This is a genomic window from Citricoccus sp. K5, assembly GCF_902506195.1.
GTDB lineage: Bacteria > Actinomycetota > Actinomycetes > Actinomycetales > Micrococcaceae > Citricoccus.
Genome location: NZ_LR732817.1, coordinates 613,825 through 636,786, shown reverse-complemented (window position 1 = coordinate 636,786; position 22,962 = coordinate 613,825). Strand labels below are relative to the sequence as shown.

The following is a 22,962-nucleotide window of genomic DNA, read 5'->3' as shown; positions in this document are numbered from 1 at the left end:
CTCCAGGGATCATCGGTTTGCCTCGGACTGCAGCGGTCCGGCTGCAGTCCGTCAGCGGCGCAGGTGCACCACGTCAGCGGCGGAAACCTCCAGCAGGTCTCCGCGTCGAGTGGTGCCGGGCACCGCTGTGTCCATCTTCCCACGGTCGGCCGGCTCCACGAGGAGGGTTCCCCCGGGTCCCAGCCCTCTCGCGGGCCCGGTCAGCCGGGAACCGTCCGGCAGGTGCACGGTCACCTCGGTGCCCAGGGTCGCCAGCTGGCCCACGACGCCGGCGGCGGCCGGGTGTGCTCCGTCCACCTCTCCGGGGTGCTGCCGGACCGCGCGGGTGAAGTCGTCCAGGCGCGCGGAGAGCGCGTCCCGCAGGGCGTCCAGCAAGTCCGGTGCCGAGGGCACGGCACCCTCGGGCACCCACTCGGCGACCGACGTCGCCGTGGAGACCGGGGCCCCGCCGGGGCCGAAGTCCAGGTTGAGGCCGAGCCCCAGCACGATCCCGGACTGGTCCGGCAGCACCGAGGCGAGGATGCCGCAGAGTTTGCGGCCGTCCTCCGCCAGCACGTCGTTGGGCCATTTCACCTGGGCTGGGACTCCGAGGCTCCGCAGCTCTGCGCTGGTGGCGGCGGCCGCCACCAGCGTGACCCAGCTGAAGTGCTCCACGGGCAGGTCCGGGCGCAGCACCACGGAGACGGACAGGGCCGTCCCGGGAGCGGTGGTCCAGCCGCGCCCCCTGCGGCCACGGCCCGACCGCTGGTCCAGGGTGGCCAGGGCGGACAGGTGCGGCCACTGGTCAGGGCGCGCCGCGGCCTGGACGATGAGTTGTTCCTGTGTCGAGTCGGCCTGTTCCAGCCAGCTGATGGTCATGCCTCTAGGTATAGCGGGTGGTACTGGTCATTCGCTGGAACAATCCGGGGGCCACCGGCACCAATCTTGTGCGGTTCCTACAAGAGGAAGCGGTGCGCGCGTCACTAGACTGGGCCCTGGCCGTGATGTTCACGGGGCGTGCCCCGAAACCACCGCCGCATTGCTTGTATGAAAGTTCCAACCGACGGAGGACCTGTGACCGAACCGGATCTGACCACCACGGCCGGCAAACTGCAGGACCTGGAGCGCCGCCGGGCCGAGGCCGCCCTGCCGTCCGGCCAGGCCGCCGTGGACAAGCAGCACGACCGGGGCAAGCACACCGCCCGCGAGCGTGTCGAGCTGTTGCTGGATCCCGGATCGTTCATCGAGTTCGATGCCCTTGCGGTGCACCGCACCACCGCCTTCGGCATGGACCGGAAGAAGCCCATCGGGGACGGGCTGGTGTCCGGCTACGGCACCATCGACGGCCGCATGGTGGCCGTGTATTCCCAGGACTTCACGGTCTACGGCGGCTCCCTGAGCCAGGTCAACGGCGAGAAGATCGTCAAGGTCCAGGAGTTCGCCGCCCGGAATGGCTGCCCGGTCATCGGGATCAATGACGGCGGCGGGGCGCGGATCCAGGAGGGCGTTGCCTCCCTGGCGATGTTCGCGGACATCTTCCGCAACAACGTCATGTCCTCCGGCGTGATCCCGCAGATCACCCTCATCATGGGCCCCTCGGCCGGCGGCGCCGCCTACTCCCCCGCCCTGACCGATTTCATCATCATGGTGGACAAGACCTCCCACATGTTCATCACCGGCCCGGACGTGATCAAGACCGTCACGGGCGAGGACGTGGACATGGAGACGCTCGGTGGCGCCCGCCAGCACAACGCCTCCACGGGCACCGCCGCCTACCTGGCCGCCAACGAGGAGGACGCTCTCGAGTACGTGCGTGAGCTGCTCGAGTTCCTCCCCTCCAACAACCTGGCGGAGGGGCCGGTGGAGCCCTTCGAGGAGGAGTTGGAGGTCACCGCGGAAGACCTCGAGCTGGACACGCTGATCCCCGATTCGGCGAACCAGCCCTATGACATGCTCACCGTGATCGAGCATGTGGTGGACGACGCCCACTTCCTGCAGGTCCAGGAGCTCTATGCGCCCAACGTGATCTGCGGTCTCGGCCGGGTCGAGGGGCATTCCGTGGGGATCGTGGCCAACCAGCCGATGCAGTTCGCCGGCACCCTGGACATCAACGCCTCGGAGAAGGCCGCCCGCTTCGTCCGGTTCTGCGATGCCTTCAACATCCCGATCATCACGCTCGTGGACGTCCCCGGATTCCTGCCCGGCACGGACCAGGAGTTCTCCGGGATCATCCGCCGCGGCGCCAAGCTCATCTACGCCTACGCCGAGGCCACCGTGCCGAAGCTGACCGTCATCACGCGCAAGGCCTACGGCGGTGCCTACATCGTCATGGGGTCCAAGAAGCTCGGCGCGGACCTCAACCTCGCCTGGCCCACCGCCCAGATCGGCGTGATGGGAGCCCAGGGAGCGGTCAACATCCTCTACCGCCGGGACCTCAAGGCCGTCGAGGAGTCCGGTGGTGATGTGGAGGCCAAGCGCCAGGAGATCATCGAAGGCTACGAGGCCGAACTGCTCAACCCCTACCAGGCGGCCGACCGCGGCTACGTGGACGCCGTCATCACGCCGGCCGAGACCCGGACCCAGATCGTGCGGGGCCTCCGGGCCACGTTCCACAAGCGCGAATCGCGGCCCGCCAAGAAGCACGGGAACATCCCGCTGTGAGCGGCCGGGACACCCTCGACCACACTGAGAACCCCAACACCACTGCGACTGGGTCAACCCGGGAGGCCATGATGGACACGCAGCACCCCACCCCTGAGACCAATCAGGCGCCGGAGCCGGCCCTGCTCGTCAAGGGCAACCTCGATGCCGAGGAGACGGCCGCCCTGACCGCGGTCATCCACGCCGTGGCCGCTCAGGCCGAACAGCACCGTCGTGAGGGTGCCGGACGCACCGACCGGGACCGCACCCTGGAACGCCGGCGCCGCCTCGGGCTGTGGGCCCGCCCCGGCTCCGGCTCCTGGAAGCACGCCGCCGGACAGCGATAATCCGTGTGGCGCGGCAGGATCGATATGGGGCGAAGCTCGTCTGACCGGGTCTTCAGTCGGTCCCGCCGCGGACCACGTCCACGTGCACGTGGTCGAGGTGGCGCAGGATCTCGTTGCCCGGGTCAGAGGCACGGTAGTCCTGCCACTGCCCGCGTGAACTGCGGGCGCTCCAGACCTGGTCATCGAAGATGACGTACTGGATGTCCAGGTCTTCGGCATGGGCGACCAGCCAGTGGGCCAGCATCCATCCGTCCCTCCGGTTCTCCTCGGACACCGGGCGGAAGAAGATGTCGATGGCCCGGCCCTCGTAGTGGGTGGACCCTTCCTGGTGCCCCTGATCCACGCCGCCTGGCGCGAACCCGCCCAGGCTCTGCTCACCGAACACGTCGGTCATCGACTCCCTGACCAGCTCCGCGCGTGGCGTCAAACCGGTGGCGGTCGGCTGCTGCTCCGGAACGTCTTCACGCACCGACCCGCGGCAACTCAGACTTGCACCGGCATCCTCGGGTGGACCTTCGGCCAGGCGCCGCACGACCGACGGGTCGAGGTCTGAGGTATCCGGGGCGGCCATCCCCTGCGCGGAGAGTGCCACGGCCGTGGTGGCCAGCTTCGCCTCCTCGCGATCGAGTCCGACCTCCCCGTCCGCGGTACTCACGGTGCAGTCCCCGTTCCATGGCAGCAGACCGCCCCGCGAAAGCTGGCCACTGAACAGGCCGGCCCCGATGAGGACCAATGACCCCGCGATCACCACGAAGAGGACGAGGCCCGGGAGCGGCCCTCGGTTCGGGCGACGGCGCTCCTGCGTCTGCTCGGTCATGGCGGGGATGTTCTCCTGGTGGCATCGAGAGCCGTCGCACACCACGTCCGGGACTGTTTCGCCGGGTGTCTCAGCAATCTCTACCGTCAACGCTACGCCCCCGCGTCGCGGTGTAGGAGGCCCGGGGACGTCGAGACCATCACGTCGGGAACGGTTAGGGTGCTGCCATGAGCGAACCCACCGGCCACACCCCGCCGCACCAGCAGAACCAGCACGGTCAGAACGGCAGATCCCGCCAGCTCTCCGCGATCGACGCCCTGGCCAACCGATACTTCGCCGACACCCTCGCGCTGCACCCCGAGGAGGCCACCGCGTTGGGTCACCCCGGCCACGAGACCGAGTACTCGGACTACTCCCCCGCCGGATCGGCAGCCCAGGACGAGCTGAACCGCGTCCTGCTGGAGGACCTCGACCGCCTGACGCCCGCCGACGACGTGGACCGTGTCACCGCCGCCGCGCTGCAGGAGCGGGTGGGCCTGGAACGCCGGATCCACGCCACCGGCCGCACCGAGCTGAACAACCTGGCCTCCCCGGCCCAGGAGATCCGCAACATCCTGGACCTGATGCCGATGGAGACCGAGCAGGACTGGGCCCAGATCGCCGGCCGGCTGGCCAACCTGCCCGCTGCCCTGGCGGGATACGCCGAGTCCCTGCAAACATCGCGCGACGCCGGCCAGGTCGCCGCCCAGCGCCAGGTGGACATCGTCATCGAGCAGGCCGAGGCCCACTCCGCCCCGGGAGGCTTCTTCCCGGGGCTGGTCGAGCGCGCGTCCGTGGCCGGCGTCGTTCCCTCCTCCCTGCTCACCGAGCTGGAGGCCCAGACGAGCAAGGCCGGGACCGCCTACCAGGGGCTGGCGGACTTCCTGAAGGAAGAGGTGCGGGGCAGCGCACCGGAACGGGACGCCGTCGGGCGGGACTATTACGAGCTGTACTCGCAGGAGTTCCTGGGTGCTCAGATCGACTTGGAGGAGACGTACGCGTGGGGGCAGGAGGAGCTCGCGCGGATCATCGAGGCCCAGCAGGCCGATGCTGAGCGGATCCAGCCGGGTGCCACCATCGACGAGGCCCGCGCGATCCTGAACGCGGACCCGGTCCGCCGGCTGCAGGGCACCGCGGCGCTGCGGGACTGGATGCAGGGCGTCACCGACACCGCACTGCAGGAGATGACCCGCTACTTCGAGATCCCCGCCCCGATGGACCGGGTCGAGTGCATGATCGCCCCCACGCAGGAGGGCGGCGTCTACTACACGGGCCCCTCGGACGACTTCTCGCGGCCCGGCCGCATGTGGTGGTCCGTGCCCGCCGGGGAGGACTCCTTCACCACCTGGCAGGAGACCACCACCGTCTACCACGAGGGCGTGCCGGGCCATCACCTGCAGATCGGCACAGCCATGCTGGCCCAGGACGAGCTGAACGACTGGCGACGCAACGGGCTGTGGACCTCGGGACACGGTGAGGGCTGGGCCCTGTACGCCGAGAAGCTGATGGATGAGTTCGGGTTCCTCACGGATCCGGGCGACCACCTGGGCATGCTGGATGCCCAGCGGATGCGTGCGGCCCGGGTGGTGTTCGACATCGGCGTGCACTGCGGCTTCGAGGCCCCGGCGTCCGAGGGCGGCGGAGTGTGGACCCCCGAGCAGGGGTTCGCGTTCCTGACGAAGCACCTCAACGACTCCCCCGGCCAGATCCGCTTCGAATTCATCCGGTACCTCGGCTGGCCGGGCCAGGCACCCTCCTACAAGGTCGGCCAGCGCATCTGGGAGCAGATCCGTGCCGAACAGGCCGACCGCGCTGCGGCCCAGGGCCGCGAGTTCGACCTCAAGGCCTTCCACACCCGGGCCTTGCGCCTGGGTTCCATGGGGCTGGACACCCTGCGCAAGGCGATGGCATGAGCGGTGATGCGGGCCCTGAGGTGAGCGCCGCTCAGATGCCCGAACCTGAGGCCACTGAAAGTCAGGACCACGACGGCGGCGCACCGGTACCGCGGCTGGTGCTGGCCTCAGCCTCGCCGGCCCGGGCCCGGATCCTCGAGTCCGCCGGCCTCCCCTTCACTGTGGTGGTCTCGGACGTGGACGAGGACGCGATCGCCGCGGAGCATCCGCTGGCCAGCCCGGCCGAGACCGCCCAGCTGCTCGCCCGGGCCAAGTCCGAGGACGTCGCGGGGCACCCCGAGGCCTCCGGCGCGCTGGTGATCGGCTGCGACTCGGTGTTCGAGCTGGACGGCGTGGCCTACGGCAAGCCCTGGGAACCCGAGGTCGCCCTGGAGCGGTGGCGGATGCAGTCCGGCCGTACTGGACAGCTCCACACGGGCCACTGGGTCGTGGACAACCGGGACCTGGCCAGCCGTGACGGCGGCGCACCGCTCGCGCGGCCAGCCACCGGGGCGCTCTCGAGCGCCGTGGTGAGGTTCGCCGACGTCGACGAGGAGGAGATCGCAGCGTACGTGGCCACCGGCGAGCCCCTGCAGTGCGCCGGGGCCTTCACGATCGACGGTCGTGGAGCCGCCTTCGTCAGCGCGGTGGAGGGGGACCCGAATGCCGTGATCGGCATGTCCGTCTCCACGCTGCGCAGCCTGCTGGCGGAGTTCGGGGTCTCGCTGGCTTCACTGTGGGAAGTCGGGAACGACTGAGCCGGCGGTATGCCTGCCATAACTGTGCCTGCCGGCGGTGTGCCTGTTCTCACACGGCCGCAGGCACTTTTCGGGTGAGGCGTCCGAGGCTGCGGCGTTAGCGTGGAGAGGCCCGAGCGGAGTGATCCGCCGCTTCCACCAGGAGAACCCCCATGGCCCCCACCCAGACCACCGAGGCGACAGCCGCCGCGTCCGGCCTGGCCGCGCCCGGGGACTCCGAACGCTCCGGGCAGCCGCCGGTTCCTAGAAGGACCGCGCGGCTCGCCATCTTCGCCCTGGCGATCGGCGCGTTCGGCATCGGCACGGCCGAGTTCGCCACCATGGGCCTGCTGCCGTACATCGCCGAGGGCTTCGACGCCACGATCACCGAGGCGAGCCACGCGGTATCCCTCTACGCGATCGGCGTGGTCATCGGCGCACCGCTCATCGCCGCCCTGACGGCCCGGATGGAACGCCGGCGCCTGCTGCTGGGCCTGGCCGCCCTGTTCGTGATCGGCAGTATCGGCAGCACCCTGGCGCCGTCGCTGCCATGGATGCTGGTCTCCCGCTTCATCACCGGGCTGCCCCACGGGGCCTTCCTCGGCATCGGCGCGGTGGTTGCCTCCACTCTGGTCTCCCCACACCGCCGGGCCACCGCCATGGCCCGGGTCATGCTCGGGTTGACCGTGGCCAACATCGTGGGTGTGCCCGCGGCTGCCGCCCTAGGTGCCCAGTTCGGCTGGCGGACCGCCTACGGCCTGGTCGCCCTGATCGGATTGCTCACACTCCTGGCGGTGTTCGCCCTCGTCCCGCGTAGCGCCCCGGGGCTGGCCCCTTCCATCCGCGGAGAGCTGCGCACGCTCAAGCGCCCCCAGGTCATCCTCACCCTCGTGGCCGGTTCCATCGGCTTCGGCGGGATGTTCGCGGTCTACACCTTCATCTCGCCGACGATGACCGACCTCACCGGGTTGTCCGAGTCCACCGTCCCCTGGGTGCTCGTCTGCTTCGGCATCGGCATGACCCTCGGCTCCCTCATCGCCGGTCCGCTCGTAGACCGCTCGATCGAGAAGTCCGCCGTGGGCGGCGTCATCAGCCTGGGACTGGTCCTGCTGGTCTTCGCCACCCTGGCGCACGTCCCCGCCGTCGCCATCGCCTGCGTACTGCTGCTCGGAGTTGCCGGCTCCCTCTTCACCACCGCCCTGCAGGTGCGCCTGCTGCGCGAGAGCGGCGATGCCCCCTCGGTCAGCGCGGCCATGAACCACGCAGCGTTCAACTTTGCCAACGCCCTGGGCGCCTTCCTCGGTGCCGTGGTGGTGGACGCCGGGCTCGGGTACCGCTCGCCGGCTTTGCTCGGCACCGGCCTGACCGTGGTGGGCCTGGCGGTCATGATCGTGGCGGTGGTGACGCACCGGCGCTCTCGCACCGGGGCCGCGCCGTCGTCTGGGCAGTAGCAAGAGGATGATTGTGGGATTCCTACAATCGATGCCGCGCGGCGCGGGGAAAACGCCCCGGATCCTGTAGGAAACCCACCGCCACGTCTAGGCTCGCCAGGTGGGCCGCCCGACATGATGTCCCGACATCAGATCGGGCCCGGCCCCCTCGCAGACCGCCTGCGCCGACGCTTATGAAGGAGTCCCGCCCCGATGTCCCAGCCGACGCCGACCGCCACCACCGCAGCCCGCCAGTTCTCGCGGGTGCTCGTGGCCAACCGCGGGGAGATTGCCGTCCGCATCATCCGTGCGGCACATGACGAGGGACTCACCGCCGTAGCCGTCTATGCGGAGCCCGACCGCGAATCCCTGCACGTGCGCATGGCGGATGACGCCATCGCCCTGGGCGGGGCCTCCGCCGCCGACTCCTACTTGGTGGTGGACAAGATCCTCGCCGCCGCCCAGACCTCCGGCGCCGATGCCGTCCACCCCGGCTACGGCTTCCTGTCCGAGAACGCCGACTTCGCCCGCGCGGTCGAGGCCGCCGGCCTGGTGTGGATCGGCCCGCCGGCCGCCGCCATCGAGCAGCTGGGGGACAAGGTCTCCGCCCGCCATCTGGCCCAGAAGGTCGGTGCCCCCCTGGTGCCCGGCACCGCCGACCCCGTGGCGAACGCAGACGAGGTCCTTGCCTTTGCCGACACCCACGGACTCCCCCTGGCCATCAAGGCCGCCCACGGTGGCGGCGGCCGCGGCATCAAGGTGGTCCGGAGCCGCGAGGACATCCCCGAGATGTTCGACTCCGCAGTCCGGGAGGCCACCGCCGCCTTCGGCCGTGGCGAGTGCTTCGTGGAGCGCTTCCTGGACGCCCCTCGTCACGTGGAGACCCAGTGCCTGGCCGATGCCGCGGGCAACGTGGTGGTGGTGTCCACTCGCGACTGCTCCCTGCAGCGCCGCAACCAGAAGCTTGTGGAAGAGGCCCCGGCACCCTTCCTGACGGCCGAGCAGCAGCAGCGACTGTACGAATCCTCCAAGGCACTGCTGGTGGAGGCCGGCTACGTGGGCGCAGGCACCTGCGAGTTCCTCGTGGGCACGGACGGCACCATCTCCTTCCTCGAGGTCAACACCCGCCTGCAGGTCGAGCACCCCGTCTCCGAGGAGGTCACCGGCCTGGACCTGGTGCGCGAGCAGTTCCGGATCGCCCGCGGTGAGGAACTGGGCTACGGCGATCCGGAGGTGCGTGGCCACTCCTTCGAGTTCCGCATCAACGGCGAGGATGCCGGCAAGAACTTCATGCCCTCCCCCGGTACCCTGACCCGCTTCCGCCTGCCCTCCGGCCCGGGCGTCCGCGTGGACGCCGGCGTGGAGGAGGGTGAGACCATCACCGGGGCCTTCGACTCCATGGTCGCCAAGCTGATCGTCACCGGCACCACCCGCGAGCAGGCCCTGCAGCGCTCCCGCCGCGCCCTGGCCGAGATGCAGGTCGCCGGCATGCCCACCGTCCTGCCGTTCCACCGTGCCGTGGTCTCCGATCCGGCCTTCGCACCGGAGGACGGAGTCCCGTTCACCGTGCACACCCGGTGGATCGAGACCGGTTTCGAGAACACCATCGCCCCGTTCGCCGGGGCTCCGGGAGTCCCCGGGGACGCCGAGGAGGAGCAGGAGGACCGCCGCTCCGTGACCGTGGAGGTCAACGGCAAGCGGGTCGAGGTCACCCTTCCCGCCATCCTCGGGGCCATCTCCACCGTGGCCAGCGGCGCCAAGACCGGATCCCGCCGCCGCAAGTCACGCGGTACCCGGGGCGCCACCGCCACCGGAGCCAATGGGGATACCCTGACCTCACCGATGCAGGGCACGATCGTCAAGGTCGCGGCCGGCATCGGGGATGCCGTGGCCGAAGGCGACCTGATCGTGGTGCTCGAAGCGATGAAGATGGAACAACCCCTGACCGCGCACAAGTCCGGGACCATCACTCAGCTGAGCGCCGAAGTTGGCGCCACGGTCACCGCTGGCGCGGCGATCGCCGCCATCGCGGACTAGTGCTCCCAGGACCGCTCCTCTCGCAAGCAAGACCGTCTCACCATGTGGACTCGATGTCCGCATGGTGGCGACCGCGCGTAGAGTCGTCGGGTCGCATTTCGCGCCGGCCGGAAGCCGGCACACCACCTTCGTTGCATTGCATGAGGAGCAACCATGTCCACTGACCTGTCCCAAGACAGCTCAACCCCGGACCCCGGGACCGGCGCGGTCCATGTCAAGGACGACGGCACCAAGGAACTGGGCGTCCCCCGGTCCCGCGTGGTGATCGCGTCCCTGATGGGCACCACGATCGAGTTCTACGACTTCTACGTCTACGCCACGGCGGCGGTCTCGGTCTTCCCGCTGATCTTCTTCGCAGCCGGTGACGAGGGTGCGGCCCTGCTGGCCTCCATGGCCACCTTCGGCGCGGCCTTCGTGGCCCGCCCCATCGGATCGGTGGTGTTCGGCCACTTCGGTGACCGCATCGGCCGTAAGGCCACCCTGATCGGCTCCCTGCTCACCATGGGCATCGCCACGTTCCTCATCGGCCTGCTGCCGACGTACTACCAGATCGGCTTGTGGGCTCCGGCCCTGCTGACCATCCTGCGCTTCTGCCAGGGCCTCGGGCTCGGCGGCGAGTGGTCCGGCGCTGCTCTGTTGGCCACCGAGACCGCCGCCAAGGGCAAGCGCGCCTGGGCGGCGATGTGGCCCCAGCTCGGCGCCCCCATCGGCTTCCTGCTGGCCAACGGCCTCTTCCTGATCCTGACCTTGAGCTTCAACCACGACTCCACGAACCCGGACATGGACGGCGCCTTCCTCACCTGGGTGTGGCGGCTGCCGTTCCTGCTGTCCCTGATCATGGTGGCCGTGGGCCTCTACGTCCGCCTGCGTCTGCAGGAGACCCCGGTCTTCCAGCGCGCCGTGGACAACGACGAGCGCGTCAAGGCTCCCCTGAGCGAGGTCTTCCGGAAGAACTGGAAGGAGCTCATCCTCGGCACCTTCATCATGCTGGCCACCTATGTGCTCTTCTACCTGATGACCACATGGATCCTCTCCTACTCCATCAGTTCCCCCGATGTCAGCGGCCTGGGCGTGCCCTACGCCGACTTCCTCGTGCTGCAGCTGATCGGCATCCTGTTCTTCGCCGCCTTCGTGCCCGTGGCCGGCTGGCTCGCGGACAAGTTCGGCCGCAAGCCCACGCTGATCGTCATCACCATCCTGTTGATCCTCTTCGGCCTGACCTTCGGCTGGTGGCTCAGTGCCAGCTCGATCGGCCAGGGCTCCGAATTGAACACCACGCAGATGATGATCTTCCTGATCGTCGGCATGGCGCTCATGGGCCTGACCTTCGGTCCGATGTCCGCCGTGTTGCCCGAGCTGTTCCCCACGAACACCCGCTACACCGGGTCCGGCATCGCCTACAATGTCTCCTCGATCCTCGGCGCCGCCCTGACCCCGTTCGTGGCCCAGTGGCTCGTGTTGAACTTCTCCGTGGCCCACGTGGGCTACTACCTGTCCTTCGCCTCCGTGCTCACGTTGATCGCCCTGATCATCGCCCCGGAGACCAAGACGAAGTCCCTGGACACCGAAGCAGAGACGGTCACGCTGCCTTGACCTGAGCTGACCGGCCACGCCGGTCGGAACGGACGACGCCGGCCCGGCACCCCCGCGAGGAATCGCACCGGGGTGCCGGGCCGGCGTCGTCCGCAGGAGGGCAGACCACCACCCGGACGGGACGTGGTAGACCGGAGGTACCACATACGACGAAGGAGCAACTGTGAAAACCTGGGTGATGGACAAGGTCGACGCCGATCTGCGGCTCGAGGAACGGGATCGACCGAAGCCGGGGGCCGGTGAGGTGTTGATCAAAGTGGTTGCCGCTGGACTGTGCCACAGCGACGTCGGCTACCTGGAAGGCGTCATCCCCATCATCGTCGACCTGCCGATCGTGCTCGGCCATGAGGTCGCCGGAATCGTCGAGGAGGTTGGCGAGGGCGTCACCGAGTTCAAGGTCGGGGACGAGGTGGCCCAGGCCGTCAAGGCCACGGACGCCCCGGGCGTCTCCCGCGATGGCGGCTACGGAGAGTATGTGATCGGCAACGTCGAGATGCTCGTGCATAAGCCTGCCGGCGTGGAGTGGTCCCAGGCCTCGGCGGCCACCGATGCCGGGGTGACCTCCTACTCCGGCGTGGTCGTCCACGGCGGAGTCGAGAAGGGCATGCGCGTCGGGATCCTGGGCTTGGGCGGCTTGGGCATGACCGGTGCCCGCATCGCGGTGGTGCAGGGAGCCGAAGTCATCGGTATCGAACCGCGCGAGGAGACGTGGCAGGAGGCCAGGGACAGGGGCGTCTCCCGCGTCGTCAAGGACGTCGCCGAGTTGGCCGGTGAGGACCTGGACGTGGTCATCGACTACGCCGGCTTCGGCGAGACCACCGTCAAGGCCCTGGACGCCGTGAAGTTCGGCGGCAAGGTCGTCCTGGTCGGCATGGGCAAGCTTGAGTTCTCCTTCCCGTCCTTCGACTTCATCACGCGGGCCATCACGTTGCAGGGATCCACGACCCTGGGCAAGCGCGAGCACCTTGACGCGGTGCTGAAGATGATCGCCGACGGGGACCTCTCCATCACCTCGGCGGACATCGGCTTCGAAGACATTCCCGAGGGGCTCGATCGACTGGCCAAGGGCGAGGTCGTGGGGCGGTTGGTCGCCCGTTACGACCGCTGAGGCCTCCGCCAGCGCATCACGACGCCGGCCCGGCACCCCCGCGAGGAATCGCACCGGGGTGCCGGGCCGGCGCCGTTCCCGTTTCTGTTCTCTGCTGTGAGGGTGAGCGGTCAGAGGTGGACGTGGAGGCGGCGGGCCGCCTCGGAGATCGACCCGGAGATCGAGGGGTAGACCGTGTAGGTGTTGGCCAGATCGTCCACGTGCAGCTTGTGGCTCACCGCCAGGGCGATCGGGTAGATCAGCTCGGAGGCGCGCGGGGCCACCACCACGCCGCCGATCACGGTGCCAGAACCCTTGCGGGCGAAGATCTTCACGAAGCCGTGCGTGACGTTCTGCATCTTGGCCCGGGGATTCGTGCTCAGATCGAGCTTGAGGATGTCCGCCTGGTACTTGCCGGAGGCGACCTGCTCCTCTGTCACGCCGACGGTGGCGATCTCCGGGGAGGTGAAGATGTTCGAGGACACCAGGTGCGGCTGGAACGGCTTGACCGCGTCCCCCATCAGGTGTGCCACGGCAACGCGCCCCTGCATGGCGGCCACGGAGGCGAGGGCGAAGACCCCGGTGCAGTCGCCGGCGGCATAGATGCCGGGCACGGTGGTGCGGGAGACCCCGTCCACGGCGATGTGGCCGGAGTCGGTCAGCCGGACGCCGGCCGCCTCCAGCCCGAGATCGGCGGTATTGGGGACCCCGCCGACGGCCAGGAGGCAGTGGCTGCCCTCCAGCACGCGGCCACCGGAGAGGTGCACGCGCACCCCGGTGGCGGTGCGCTCCACGGACTCGGCGCGGGTCTTGCCGACCACGTTGACGCCGTCCTCCACGAAGGCGTCCTCCAATACGGCGGCGGCGTCCGGGTCCTCCCCCGGCAGCACGCGGTCCCGCGAGGACACCAGGGAGACCTTGGCACCGAGCTGGTTGTAGGCCGAGGCGAACTCCGCGCCGGTGACGCCGGAGCCCACCACGATCAGGTGCTCGGGCACCTCCGTCAACGAGTAGACCTGGGTCCAGTTGAAGATGCGCTCCCCATCCGGCATGGCGGTCGGCAGTTCGCGCGGGCTGGCGCCGGTGGCCAGGAGGATGTTCTCGGACTCGATCGTCTCGGTGCCGTCCTCGGTGGCCACCTCCACCGTGGTGGGCCCGGTCAGCCGGCCCTTGCCGATGACGATGCGCACTCCCGAGCGCTCCAGGGCCCGGCCGATGTCCCTGGACTGCTCGGAGGCCAGGTTCAGCAATCGCCGGTTGACCACGGTCATGTCCGCCCTCGCCGGATCCTCACCCAGCGCCACGCCCAGCGCGGGGGCACGCCCGGCCCGGCGCATGGAGTCTGCCGTGGCGATGAGTGTCTTGGAGGGGACCACGTCCGTCAGCACGGCGGATCCGCCCATGCCCTTGGACTCGACGACGGTCACCTGCGCCCCGAGCTTTGCGGCCACCATGGCCGCCTCATAGCCGCCGGGGCCGCCGCCGATGATGGTGAGGGAGGGACGGGGACGCGAGTACATGGGGGTGGAAGTCACAGACACCATTGTGTCCCACCCCGCGGCATCACGCCGAATGCAGACCGGCCGCACCGCAGGCTGATTCCGCCGCTTCCCACTAGGCTGACGGTCGTGACTGACGCAACTGCCTCCACCGGCTCCTCCACCGCCCCCAGCTTCGACGACCCGTCCGGCCACTCGCCGCTGCAGGGCGACCACCCGGGGTTCTCCGAGGCCCGGAGTGCCGCCGCCGCCCTCGCCCAGGTGACGGGCGTGGCCCGGCACCGCATCGCCGTGGTGCTGGGGTCCGGCTGGGGCGGTGCCGCCGAGCTGATCGGCGAGACCACCCACACCATCCCGACCGCCGAGCTGCCCGGCTTCGCCGCCCCCTCAGTGCCGGGGCACAACCCGACCGTGCGCTCCGTGCGCCTGAACGGCGGCGGGAGCGAGGACAGCGCCGGTGCCGGGCACGCCCTGATCTTCGGCTCCCGCACGCACTACTACGAACACCGCGACGCCGGCGCCGTGGCCCACACCGTGCGCACCGCGGCCGCCGCCGGCGCCGAGATCGTGGTCCTGACCAACGGCTGCGGCTCCCTCGTTCCGGAGTGGGCCCCGGGCACCCCGGTGCTGGTGGCCGACCACATCAACCTCACGGGCGCCACCCCGCTGGTCGGGGCCAACTTCGTGGACCTCACGGACCTCTACTCCCCCCGGATCCGCGAGATCGCCCGCGAGGTGGACTCGTCCCTGCCCGAGGGCGTCTACGTGCAGTTCTCCGGGCCCCAGTACGAGACCCCCGCCGAGGTGCGCTACGCCAAGGCGATCGGCGGCGACCTGGTGGGCATGTCCACCGCCCTGGACGCGATCGCCGCCCGCCACGCCGGCCTCGAGGTGTTCGGCATGTCCCTGGTCACCAACGCCGCGGCCGGCTTCAGCGGTGAGCCCCTCAGCCACGCCGAGGTCGTGGAGGCCGGCGAGGCCGCCGGACCGCGCATCTCCGCCCTCCTGGCCGGCATCATCGACCGCCTCTGACACCCCGGCAGGCCGCTGGCGCACTGGCCCGCCGGCTCCAGCCGAACAACCTGACGCACCTGACGCACCTGGCAACTGATGAGAAACCCGAGGACCTTCCCGTGACCACTGTTGACATCGATCCCGCCCTGATCGCCGCCGCCGTGGAATGGGCCCGCCAGGACCCTGACGACGGCGACCGTGCGGTCCTCGAGGCCGAGATCGCCGCGGCGCAGGCCGGGGACGGCGCGGCGGTGGCGTCCCTCGCCTCCCGCTTCGCCGGCCCGCTGGAGTTCGGCACCGCCGGCCTCCGTGCCGAGGAGGGTCCCGGCCCGGGCCGCATGAACCGGGTGGTGGTGCGCCGGACCGCGGCCGGACTCGCGACCTACCTGCTCCAGCGCCTCACGCAGATGGTCCCCGGGCAGTCTGCAGATGCCCCAGCGGATCCTGCTCTGGATGCCACAGCGGGCACCGCGGCCGGTCAGGAATCCCGCCCCCCGCGCGTCGTGGTGGGGTATGACGCCCGCCGCGGCTCGAAGACGTTCGCCCTGGACTCCGCCGCCGTGTTCGCCGCGGCCGGCTTGGACACGATCCTGCTGCCCTCCGAGCTCCCGACGCCGGTGCTGGCCTTCGCCGTGCGGCATCTGGACGCCGATGCCGGCGTGATGGTCACCGCCAGCCACAACCCGCCCGCCGACAACGGCTACAAGGTGTACCTGGGCGGGCGGATGACGGACGACGCCGGCCGCGGCGCCCAGATCACCGCGCCCAGTGACCGGGACATCGCCGGCTGCATCGACCACCACGCCCCGGTGGACTCCATCCCGCTGGCCGCCGAGGGCTGGACGGTGGCGGACCGTGGCATCGCGGCGTCCTACCGGCTGGCGGCCTGCCGGGTCCTGGACCCCGAGCGCACCGGCCACCGCCGGCTCAACGTGGTCTACACGCCCCTGCACGGGGTCGGCGGGGCCGTGCTGCCGGACCTGTTCGAGGACGCCGGCTTCGAGCGGCCGTACACGGTCCCGGAGCAGGCGGAGCCGGACCCCGCCTTCCCCACCGTGGCCTTCCCCAACCCGGAGGAGCCCGGCGCCATGGACCTCGCCCTGGCCGCGGCCCGGGACCGCGGCGCGGACCTGGTCATCGCCAATGACCCCGACGCCGACCGGCTGGCCCTCGCAGTCCCGGACCCGGCCGCTGGAGACGGCGCGGGCGGCGCGGCGACTGGCTGGCGGATGCTCACCGGGGACGAGGTCGGCGTGCTGCTGGGCAGCCACCTGATGGCCGGGCTGCGGCCGGCGGGCGCCGTCGTCGGGAATTCCGTGGTGTCCTCCCGCCTGCTCTCCCGTGTGGCCGCGGAACGGGACGTGCCGCACGAGACGACCCTGACCGGGTTCAAGTGGATCGCGCGGGTGCCCGGACTGGGCTTCGGCTACGAGGAGGCGCTCGGCTATTGCGTGGCGCCGGAGATGGTGCGGGACAAGGACGGCATGACGGCCGCCCTGGTGGCGGTCGAGCTGGCCGCTGAGCTCGCAGACCAGGGCAAGACCCTGCTGGATGCGCTGGATGAGATCGCCCTGCACTTCGGGGTGGTCGCCACCGGCCAGCTCTCGGTGCGCGTGGCGGACCTGGCCATGTTGAGCTCCATGATGACCCGATTGCGCCTGGCGCCGCCGGTCACCCTCGCCGGCCAGGACGTGGTCGAGACCGTGGACCTCACTCTGGGCTACCGGAACCTGCCAGGCACCGACGCCCTGATGTACACCACCGCGGACGATTCCCGCGTGGTGGTGCGTCCTTCCGGCACCGAACCCAAGCTCAAGTGCTACCTGGAGGTGGTCCGCCCCGTGGAGGCGGCCACGCAGCTGCCGGGGGTGCGGGCCGAGGCGTCCGCCGCCCTGGCCGAGCTCTCCGCCTCCATCGGCGCGGCCCTGGGGCAGGCGTGACGGACCGCCACGGTAGGCTGGCTCCCATGCAGAACGGCCCTGATTCCACCGCGTCCACCGGTTCCGCCGAGCTCACCACCGCGGAGCTCGCCCAGTTCATCGACCACACCCTGCTCAAGCCGCAGGCGTCCCGGGAGGACATCCTGGCGGTCTGTGCCGAGGCGTCCGAGGCGCAGGTGAAGAGCGTGTGCGTCAACCCCGTGTGGGTCCCCACCGTCACCGAGGCGCTTGCCGGGTCCGGCGTGCTCACCTGCACCGTGGTCGGCTTCCCGCTGGGTGCCACCACCACCGCCGCCAAGGTCGCCGAGACCACCGATGCCGTCGCCCACGGCGCGGACGAGGTGGACATGGTCATCGACATCGCGTCTGCCCTTGCCGGGGACCGCGCAGCGCTGGTCGCGGACATCGGCGCCGTGGCGCAGGCCGCCCATGACGGCGGTGCGATCCTCAAGGTCATCATCGAGACGTGCTTGCTGGACGATGCCGCCAAGGAACTGGCCTGCAGCGCCTCTGTTGAGGCCGGCGCGGACTTCGTGAAGACCTCCACCGGATTCTCCACCGGCGGCGCCACCGTCGCGGACGTAGCCCTGATGCGCCGCGTGGTCGGCCCGGAGCTCGGAGTCAAGGCCTCCGGCGGCGTCCGCAGCCGCGAGGACGCCCTCGCCATGATCGAGGCCGGCGCAACCCGGATCGGAGCCAGCTCCGCCCTTGCTATCCTGAAGACAAGCTAGTTTTTATCGCACCACCGGCACCCGGCGACGTCGCCGGTCCACGCCACCGCATGAGGAGACATTGTGATCGTTAACGGCAAGCCGAAGAACCACTCGGGCGAGGGCCATTTCTGGGGCAACCTGCTGATGACCGTGGTGTGCTTCCTGATCTTCGCTGGCTGCGTCTACGCCATGGGCTGGTGGTCCCTTGAGGACGTCTGGATTCCTGGCGGCATCGCCATGGTCCTGGCCGTGCTGGCCTACCTGATCCCGCAGCAGTTGCTGGGCCGCAGCGACTCGGTGGACCACGAGGCCATCCACGTGGAGGATCCGAACGCCCACCACGCCAGCCACTGACCCGGAGGGCCGTATCCCTCTAGCGCAGACCCCCGCAGCACCGCTGCCGACGCAACGTCCACGCCGGAACACCGGCGTGGACGTTCTGCGTATCGTCTCCATCGTCGCCGTGGTGGCGGGCCACTCCTACGGGCCCCGCCTGGTCGGCAGCGAATACCTGGAGATCTGGCGGATGCCGCTGTTCTTCTTCCTCACCGGCTACTTCTGGACTCGCGGCCGGCCCTTCGTCTACGAGCTCCAGGCCCGGTCGCGGACCCTGGCGGTGCCGTACCTGATCTGGGCCGTCATCATGAGCGTGGCCGCCTGGGCCTGGACCCGGGACACCCCCGAGGAGTTCTGGCCCCTGATGGCCAATGGCTGGTACGGGGGCTCAGATCAGACTCCGCCGTGGTGGGCCTTCTGGTTCATCTCCGTGCTGTTCTTCGTGACCCTGCTGCGGCGCATCCTCGAACGGTTTCCCGTGCTCGTGGCGTGGGGGGTCGCGGTGCTCGGCCTGGCCCTGTCCATGCTCCCGGACAGCCTGCTCGGCCGAACTCCGTTCGGGCTCGGTCTGGCCCTGCCCTGCCTGTTCTTCGTCCTGGCCGGGGAGCTGTTCCGCTACGAGCTCCAACCCCGGATCAAGCGGAACCGCGCGTTGATCGGGGCCGTGCTCATCGCCGCCGGGCTCCTCGCCGTGACGCTGGGCGTGGAACCCCTCAACATCAAGTTCTCCGGCTTCGGCCAGTTCCTGATCACCCCCGTGGTGGGGGCGATGACGGCTGCCGGCTTCGTGCTGGTCTTCAGCACCGTGGTGAACCGGCTCGTGACGGGCGCCGCCCGGCCCGTCAACGCCCTCGTGCGGACCGGCACCGTGGTGGTGCTCTTCCACGGCTGGCTGCTGCAGACCCTCGTGGACCTGGGCATTCTGGACGACGGGGCCAAGTTCGCCCTGACCGTGCTCATCAGCTGGGCCGTGGGCCTGGCCATCAACGCGACGCCGCTGTCCCCCTGGCTGTCCGGGGTGCCGGCACCGGACTGGTGGGTGCAGTGGCGGGCGCGGCGGCGGGAGCGCGCGGCAACCACCCACCTCTGATCGCTCTCAGTCGATTTGGGGTGGGTCGCAGGACCCAACACCCACCCAGACTCGGCTGAAAGCGTTGGTCCGAGCAGGACGGACAGGTCAGCCGACCGGAGCGTCCGGCAGGAAGATCGCCTTGAGGACCTGGGCGGCCCAGTCCAGCAGGGGCAGGTCCGTGAGGTCCTTGCCGCCCACCGGCGCCGTCTTCGGCCGTGGGATCATCACGGCGTTGAGCGCCGGCTTGACGGCGGCACCCTTGTACATGCGCTTGAGCCGCATCTCGCGGGACTCGGGCAGGTCCGCCGGGCCGAATTTCACGTTCTGGCCCATCAGCATGACCTCGGTGACCCCGGCGGCGCGGGCGGCGTTGCGGAAGCGGGCCACGGCCACCAGGTTCTCGGCGGCGCCCGGCAGGTCCCCGTAGCGGTCCTTCAGCTCCTCCACCACGGCGTCCACGGCCGCGTCGTCATTGGCCTGGGCGAGGTTGCGGTAGGCCTCCAGGCGCAGCCGCTCCCCCGGCACGTAGTCGTGCGGCAGGTGCGCGTTGATGGGCAACTCCACCTTGACCTCGGCCGGCGTGGTGTCCTCGCCACCCTTGAAGTCGGCCACGGCCTCCCCGACCATCCGCAGGTAGAGGTCGAAGCCGACTCCGGCGATGTGCCCGGACTGCTCCCCGCCGAGCAGGTTGCCGGCGCCGCGGATCTCGAGGTCCTTCATGGCCAGCTGCATGCCGGAGCCGAGCTCGTTGTGCGCGGCCACGGCCTTGAGCCGTTCCAGGGCCGTCTCATTCAGCGACTTCTCCGGGTCGTAGAGGAAGTAGGCGTAGGCGCGGTCTCGGCCGCGCCCCACGCGTCCGCGCAGCTGGTGCAGCTGGGACAGCCCGTAGGCGTCGGCGCGGTCGATGATCAGGGTGTTCGCGTTGGCGATGTCCAGTCCCGTCTCGATGATCGTGGTGGACACGAGCACGTCGAACTTCCGCTCCCAGAAGTCCTCCATGACCTTCTCGAGGCGGGCCTCACCCATCTTGCCGTGGGCCACCACCACGCGGGCCTCGGGGACGATCTCCCGGATCTCCCCGGCCACCTTGTCGATCGAGGACACCCGGTTGTGCACGAAGAAGACCTGCCCCTCGCGCATCAGCTCGCGGCGGATGGCGGCCGTGATCTGCTGGTTGGTCTTCGGGCCCACGTAGGTCAGCACCGGGTGGCGCTCCTCCGGGGCCGTGGCCAGGGTGGAGGTCTCACGGATGCCGGTCAGGGACATCTCCAGGGTGCGCGGGATGGGGGTGGCGGACATGGAGAGCACGTCCACGTTGGTGCGCATGGTCTTGAGCACCTCCTTGTGCTCCACGCCGAAGCGCTGCTCCTCGTCCACGATTACCAGGCCGAGGTCCTTGAACTGGATCTCCTTGGACAGCAGCCGGTGGGTGCCGATGACCACGTCCACGGTGCCCTCCGCCATCCCGTCCAGCGTCTCCTTGGAGTCCTTGGCGTTCTGGAACCGGGACAGCGGCTTGACCTTGACGGGGAAGCCCGCGAAGCGCTCGGTGAAGGTCTCGTGGTGCTGGCGCGCCAGCAGCGTGGTCGGGACCAGCACGGCCACCTGCTTGCCGTCCTGGACGGCCTTGAAGGCGGCCCGGATGGCGACCTCGGTCTTGCCGAAGCCGACGTCGCCGGAGATCAGCCGGTCCATGGGCACGGTCGATTCCATGTCCTTCTTGACCTCGTTGATGGTGGTCAGCTGGTCCGGGGTCTCGATGAACGGGAAGGACTCCTCCAACTCGCGCTGCCACGGGGTGTCCGGGGCGAACGTGTGCCCGCGGGAGGCCATGCGGGCCGAGTACAGGCGGATCAGCTCGCCGGCGATCTGCTTCGTCGCCTTCTTCGCCTTGGACTTCGTGGACGCCCAGTCGGAACCGCCCATCTTGGACAGGCTCGGCGCCTCCCCGCCCACGTACCGGCTGACCTGGTCGAGCTGGTCCGTCGGGACGAACAGCCGGTCCCCCGGTGCCCCGCGCTTGGACGGCGCATACTCCAGCACCAGGTACTCGCGGTAGGAGTCGGCGCTCCCGCCGGCGCTGGCACCGGCACCCGCACCACCGGCACCCACCGTCCCGGAGGCGACCTTGCGGCGCTGCAGCTCCACAAACCGGGCGATGCCGTGCTGGGTGTGCACCACGTAGTCGCCCTCGGCCAGGGTCAGCGGGTCCACGGCGTTGCGGCGCTTGCGCGCCAGCGTCTTGGTACCGCCCCGGGCCCCGGCCGCCCGGTTGCGGCCGAACAGGTCCTGCTCGGTCAGCAGCGCCACCTTGGCCACGGGCAGGGCGAAACCGGAACCGGCGACGGCGGTCGTGATGGTCACCTGCCCCGGTTGCGGCTGCCAGGGCACGGCATCCACCACGACGGCGGACAGGCCGGCTTCACCGAACAGTTCCGCCAGGCGGCGGGCCGGGCCCGGACCGTCCGTGGCGACGACGGCCTGCCAGCCGTCCTTGCATCGCTCGGCCACGTGCCGTGTCATGGCCTCCACGTCCCCGGCGAAGCCCTGCGGCTCGGACAGGGAGGTGCGCAGGGCGGAGGCATCCGGCAGCAGCTCGACATCCGTGCCGAGGCTGGTGAGCTGCCACCAGCCCTGGAACCGGTCCAGGGCTGCGGCGCGGGTCTCGGCGAGGGTCGCGAAGCCGCCGGCGTCCGCCTGGCCTCCCGGCCCGGAGCCGATGTCCACAGGGGCGGTACCGCCCATCGCGGCGGTGGCCCACGCGGCCTGGAGGAACTCCTCGTTGGTGCTCAGCAGGTCATCCGCGCGGTGGCGGATCTTCTCCGGCTCCACCAGCACAGCGAGGGAGCCCTCGGGCAGCAGGTCCACCAGCGGGACCATGCCCTCGGCCAGGATCGGCGCGAGGGACTCCATGCCCTCCACGGCCATGCCCTCGGAGATCCGCTCGAGCATGTCCACGGCTCCGGGAAGCCGCGGCATGAGTTCCTTGGCCCGGCGCCGGACCGCGTCCGTCAGCAGCAGCTCGCGGCAGGGCGGGGCGTACAGGGTGGTGGGGTGGCCGGTGCCGTCCCCGCTGGTGTCCTCCAGGGAGCGCTGGTCCGCCACGGAGAAGTAGCGCAGCTGCTCCACCTCGTCCCCGAAGAACTCGATGCGCAGCGGGTGGGACTCGGTGGGCGGGAAGACGTCCAGCAGCCCGCCGCGGACCGCGTATTCGCCGCGGCGGGAGACCATGTCCACCCGGGAGTAGGCGGCGTCCGCGAGGGCCTGGACCACCCCGTCGAAGTCATGGTCCTCCCCCACGGAGATCCGCACCGGCTCCAGGTCGCCCAGGCCGGTGACCATGGGCTGCAGCACGGAGCGGATCGGGGCGGTGACCACGGCCAGTGGGGCCCGGCCGTCCTCCCCCGGGTGGGCCAGCCGGCGCAGCACCGCCAACCGGGTGCCGACGGTGTCCGAACGGGGGGACAGCCGCTCGTGCGGCAGGGTCTCCCAGGACGGGAAGTGGGCCACGGTGTCCGGGTCCATCCAGCCGGCCAGGTCGGCGGCGAGGTCCTCGGACTCCCGGGAGGTGGCGGTGACGAGCAGGACGGTGGCGGGGCGGGACAGGCCAGGTGCCTCGGCTCCGGCGATCCCGGCCCCAGCGCCGGCGAGCAGGGCCACCAGGGGCGGCCGGGCGCCGTCGGGAAGGCTGATCTCCAGATCCTCGGTGCGGTCAGCACCGGTGCGGGCAGCGGAGATGGAGGCCACAGCGATGGCCTGGTCCTGCAGCAGGGCGGGGAACATCCCTGCCAGAGGGTGGGGAGTGGTCATTCATCCCAGCATAGTTGGTCGATATAGGCTCAGGCGTGGT

At 70.2% G+C, this 22,962-nt stretch carries 17 protein-coding genes; 13 read left to right on the top strand and 4 right to left on the bottom strand.

Annotated features, from left to right (window positions below; genetic code table 11):
* Positions 1–51: 51 nt before the first annotated feature.
* The gene (locus BOSE125_RS02750; protein ID WP_159549627.1) at positions 52–858 is read right to left on the bottom strand and encodes a biotin--[acetyl-CoA-carboxylase] ligase; all 807 of its coding nucleotides are present in this window, start codon (positions 856–858) and stop codon (positions 52–54) included.
* 195 nt (positions 859–1,053) lie between these two features.
* On the opposite strand from BOSE125_RS02750, the gene BOSE125_RS02745 reads away from it, so the two are divergent.
* Both BOSE125_RS02745 and BOSE125_RS02740 read left to right on the top strand, forming a co-directional pair.
* Entirely contained in the window at positions 1,054–2,640 is a 1,587-nt protein-coding gene (locus BOSE125_RS02745) for an acyl-CoA carboxylase subunit beta (protein ID WP_236557783.1), read from the top strand.
* 68 nt (positions 2,641–2,708) lie between these two features.
* A complete protein-coding gene (locus BOSE125_RS02740; RefSeq protein WP_159549621.1) occupies positions 2,709–2,966 on the top strand; it encodes an acyl-CoA carboxylase subunit epsilon in 258 nt (85 codons plus the stop codon).
* A 52-nt stretch (positions 2,967–3,018) separates the two neighbouring features.
* Here BOSE125_RS02740 and BOSE125_RS02735 read toward each other — a convergent pair whose 3' ends face one another.
* A complete protein-coding gene (locus tag BOSE125_RS02735) occupies positions 3,019–3,783 on the bottom strand; it encodes a hypothetical protein (protein WP_159549618.1) in 765 nt (254 codons plus the stop codon).
* A gap of 167 nt (positions 3,784–3,950) precedes the next feature.
* Between BOSE125_RS02735 and BOSE125_RS02730 the strand changes: the two genes are divergently transcribed.
* The 6 genes from BOSE125_RS02730 to BOSE125_RS02705 all read left to right on the top strand — a co-directional run bounded on the left by BOSE125_RS02730 (position 3,951) and on the right by BOSE125_RS02705 (position 12,559).
* On the top strand, positions 3,951–5,675 hold the full coding sequence (locus BOSE125_RS02730) for a DUF885 domain-containing protein (protein WP_159549615.1): 1,725 nt from the start codon (positions 3,951–3,953) through the stop codon (positions 5,673–5,675).
* 35 nt (positions 5,676–5,710) lie between these two features.
* Positions 5,711–6,412: a nucleoside triphosphate pyrophosphatase gene (locus tag BOSE125_RS02725; RefSeq protein ID WP_159549612.1), complete on the top strand. Its 702-nt coding sequence runs from the start codon at positions 5,711–5,713 to the stop codon at positions 6,410–6,412.
* Between the two features lie 152 nt (positions 6,413–6,564).
* Positions 6,565–7,842, top strand: coding sequence for an MFS transporter (locus BOSE125_RS02720; protein WP_159549609.1), 1,278 nt, complete (start codon positions 6,565–6,567; stop codon positions 7,840–7,842).
* A 192-nt stretch (positions 7,843–8,034) separates the two neighbouring features.
* Positions 8,035–9,858, top strand: coding sequence for a biotin carboxylase N-terminal domain-containing protein (locus tag BOSE125_RS02715; RefSeq protein ID WP_159549606.1), 1,824 nt, complete (start codon positions 8,035–8,037; stop codon positions 9,856–9,858).
* Positions 9,859–10,011: 153 nt separating this feature from the next.
* Complete coding sequence (locus tag BOSE125_RS02710; protein ID WP_159549603.1) at positions 10,012–11,451, top strand: MFS transporter; 1,440 nt, start codon at positions 10,012–10,014, stop codon at positions 11,449–11,451.
* 163 nt (positions 11,452–11,614) lie between these two features.
* Positions 11,615–12,559: a zinc-binding dehydrogenase gene (locus tag BOSE125_RS02705; protein ID WP_159549600.1), complete on the top strand. Its 945-nt coding sequence runs from the start codon at positions 11,615–11,617 to the stop codon at positions 12,557–12,559.
* A gap of 110 nt (positions 12,560–12,669) precedes the next feature.
* Here the strand turns inward: BOSE125_RS02705 and BOSE125_RS02700 are convergent, their stop codons facing one another.
* Complete coding sequence (locus BOSE125_RS02700) at positions 12,670–14,082, bottom strand: NAD(P)H-quinone dehydrogenase (RefSeq protein ID WP_201301122.1); 1,413 nt, start codon at positions 14,080–14,082, stop codon at positions 12,670–12,672.
* An 84-nt stretch (positions 14,083–14,166) separates the two neighbouring features.
* Here BOSE125_RS02700 and BOSE125_RS02695 point away from each other — a divergent pair, with 84 nt between their 5' ends.
* The 5 genes from BOSE125_RS02695 (at position 14,167) to BOSE125_RS02675 (ending at position 19,130) form a co-directional block, all read left to right on the top strand.
* A complete protein-coding gene (locus BOSE125_RS02695; RefSeq protein WP_371300562.1) occupies positions 14,167–15,069 on the top strand; it encodes a purine-nucleoside phosphorylase in 903 nt (300 codons plus the stop codon).
* A 101-nt stretch (positions 15,070–15,170) separates the two neighbouring features.
* A complete protein-coding gene (locus tag BOSE125_RS02690) occupies positions 15,171–16,991 on the top strand; it encodes a phospho-sugar mutase (RefSeq protein ID WP_159549594.1) in 1,821 nt (606 codons plus the stop codon).
* A gap of 26 nt (positions 16,992–17,017) precedes the next feature.
* Positions 17,018–17,722, top strand: a complete 705-nt coding sequence (gene deoC / locus BOSE125_RS02685) for a deoxyribose-phosphate aldolase (RefSeq protein WP_159549591.1) — start codon at positions 17,018–17,020, stop codon at positions 17,720–17,722.
* Between the two features lie 63 nt (positions 17,723–17,785).
* Positions 17,786–18,058 (top strand): hypothetical protein, encoded by a 273-nt coding sequence (locus tag BOSE125_RS02680; protein ID WP_159549588.1) that lies wholly within the window; start codon positions 17,786–17,788, stop codon positions 18,056–18,058.
* 76 nt (positions 18,059–18,134) lie between these two features.
* Positions 18,135–19,130, top strand: a complete 996-nt coding sequence (locus tag BOSE125_RS02675; RefSeq protein ID WP_159549585.1) for an acyltransferase family protein — start codon at positions 18,135–18,137, stop codon at positions 19,128–19,130.
* 87 nt (positions 19,131–19,217) lie between these two features.
* Here BOSE125_RS02675 and mfd read toward each other — a convergent pair whose 3' ends face one another.
* Positions 19,218–22,922, bottom strand: coding sequence for a transcription-repair coupling factor (gene mfd, locus BOSE125_RS02670; RefSeq protein ID WP_159549582.1), 3,705 nt, complete (start codon positions 22,920–22,922; stop codon positions 19,218–19,220).
* Positions 22,923–22,962 lie beyond the last annotated feature (40 nt).

Bases quoted from the DNA above. Each gene is read 5' to 3' on its own strand.
- mfd (WP_159549582.1), bottom strand. From the start codon at position 22,922: ATGACCACTCCCCACCCTCTGGCAGGGATGTTCCCCGCCCTGCTGCAG.
- BOSE125_RS02710 (WP_159549603.1), top strand. From the start codon at position 10,012: ATGTCCACTGACCTGTCCCAAGACAGCTCAACCCCGGACCCCGGGACC.
- BOSE125_RS02700 (WP_201301122.1), bottom strand. From the start codon at position 14,082: ATGGTGTCTGTGACTTCCACCCCCATGTACTCGCGTCCCCGTCCCTCC.
- BOSE125_RS02720 (WP_159549609.1), top strand. From the start codon at position 6,565: ATGGCCCCCACCCAGACCACCGAGGCGACAGCCGCCGCGTCCGGCCTG.
- BOSE125_RS02735 (WP_159549618.1), bottom strand. From the start codon at position 3,783: ATGACCGAGCAGACGCAGGAGCGCCGTCGCCCGAACCGAGGGCCGCTC.
- BOSE125_RS02750 (WP_159549627.1), bottom strand. From the start codon at position 858: ATGACCATCAGCTGGCTGGAACAGGCCGACTCGACACAGGAACAACTC.
- deoC (WP_159549591.1), top strand. From the start codon at position 17,018: ATGCAGAACGGCCCTGATTCCACCGCGTCCACCGGTTCCGCCGAGCTC.
- BOSE125_RS02715 (WP_159549606.1), top strand. From the start codon at position 8,035: ATGTCCCAGCCGACGCCGACCGCCACCACCGCAGCCCGCCAGTTCTCG.
- BOSE125_RS02725 (WP_159549612.1), top strand. From the start codon at position 5,711: ATGCCCGAACCTGAGGCCACTGAAAGTCAGGACCACGACGGCGGCGCA.
- BOSE125_RS02740 (WP_159549621.1), top strand. From the start codon at position 2,709: ATGATGGACACGCAGCACCCCACCCCTGAGACCAATCAGGCGCCGGAG.
- BOSE125_RS02730 (WP_159549615.1), top strand. From the start codon at position 3,951: ATGAGCGAACCCACCGGCCACACCCCGCCGCACCAGCAGAACCAGCAC.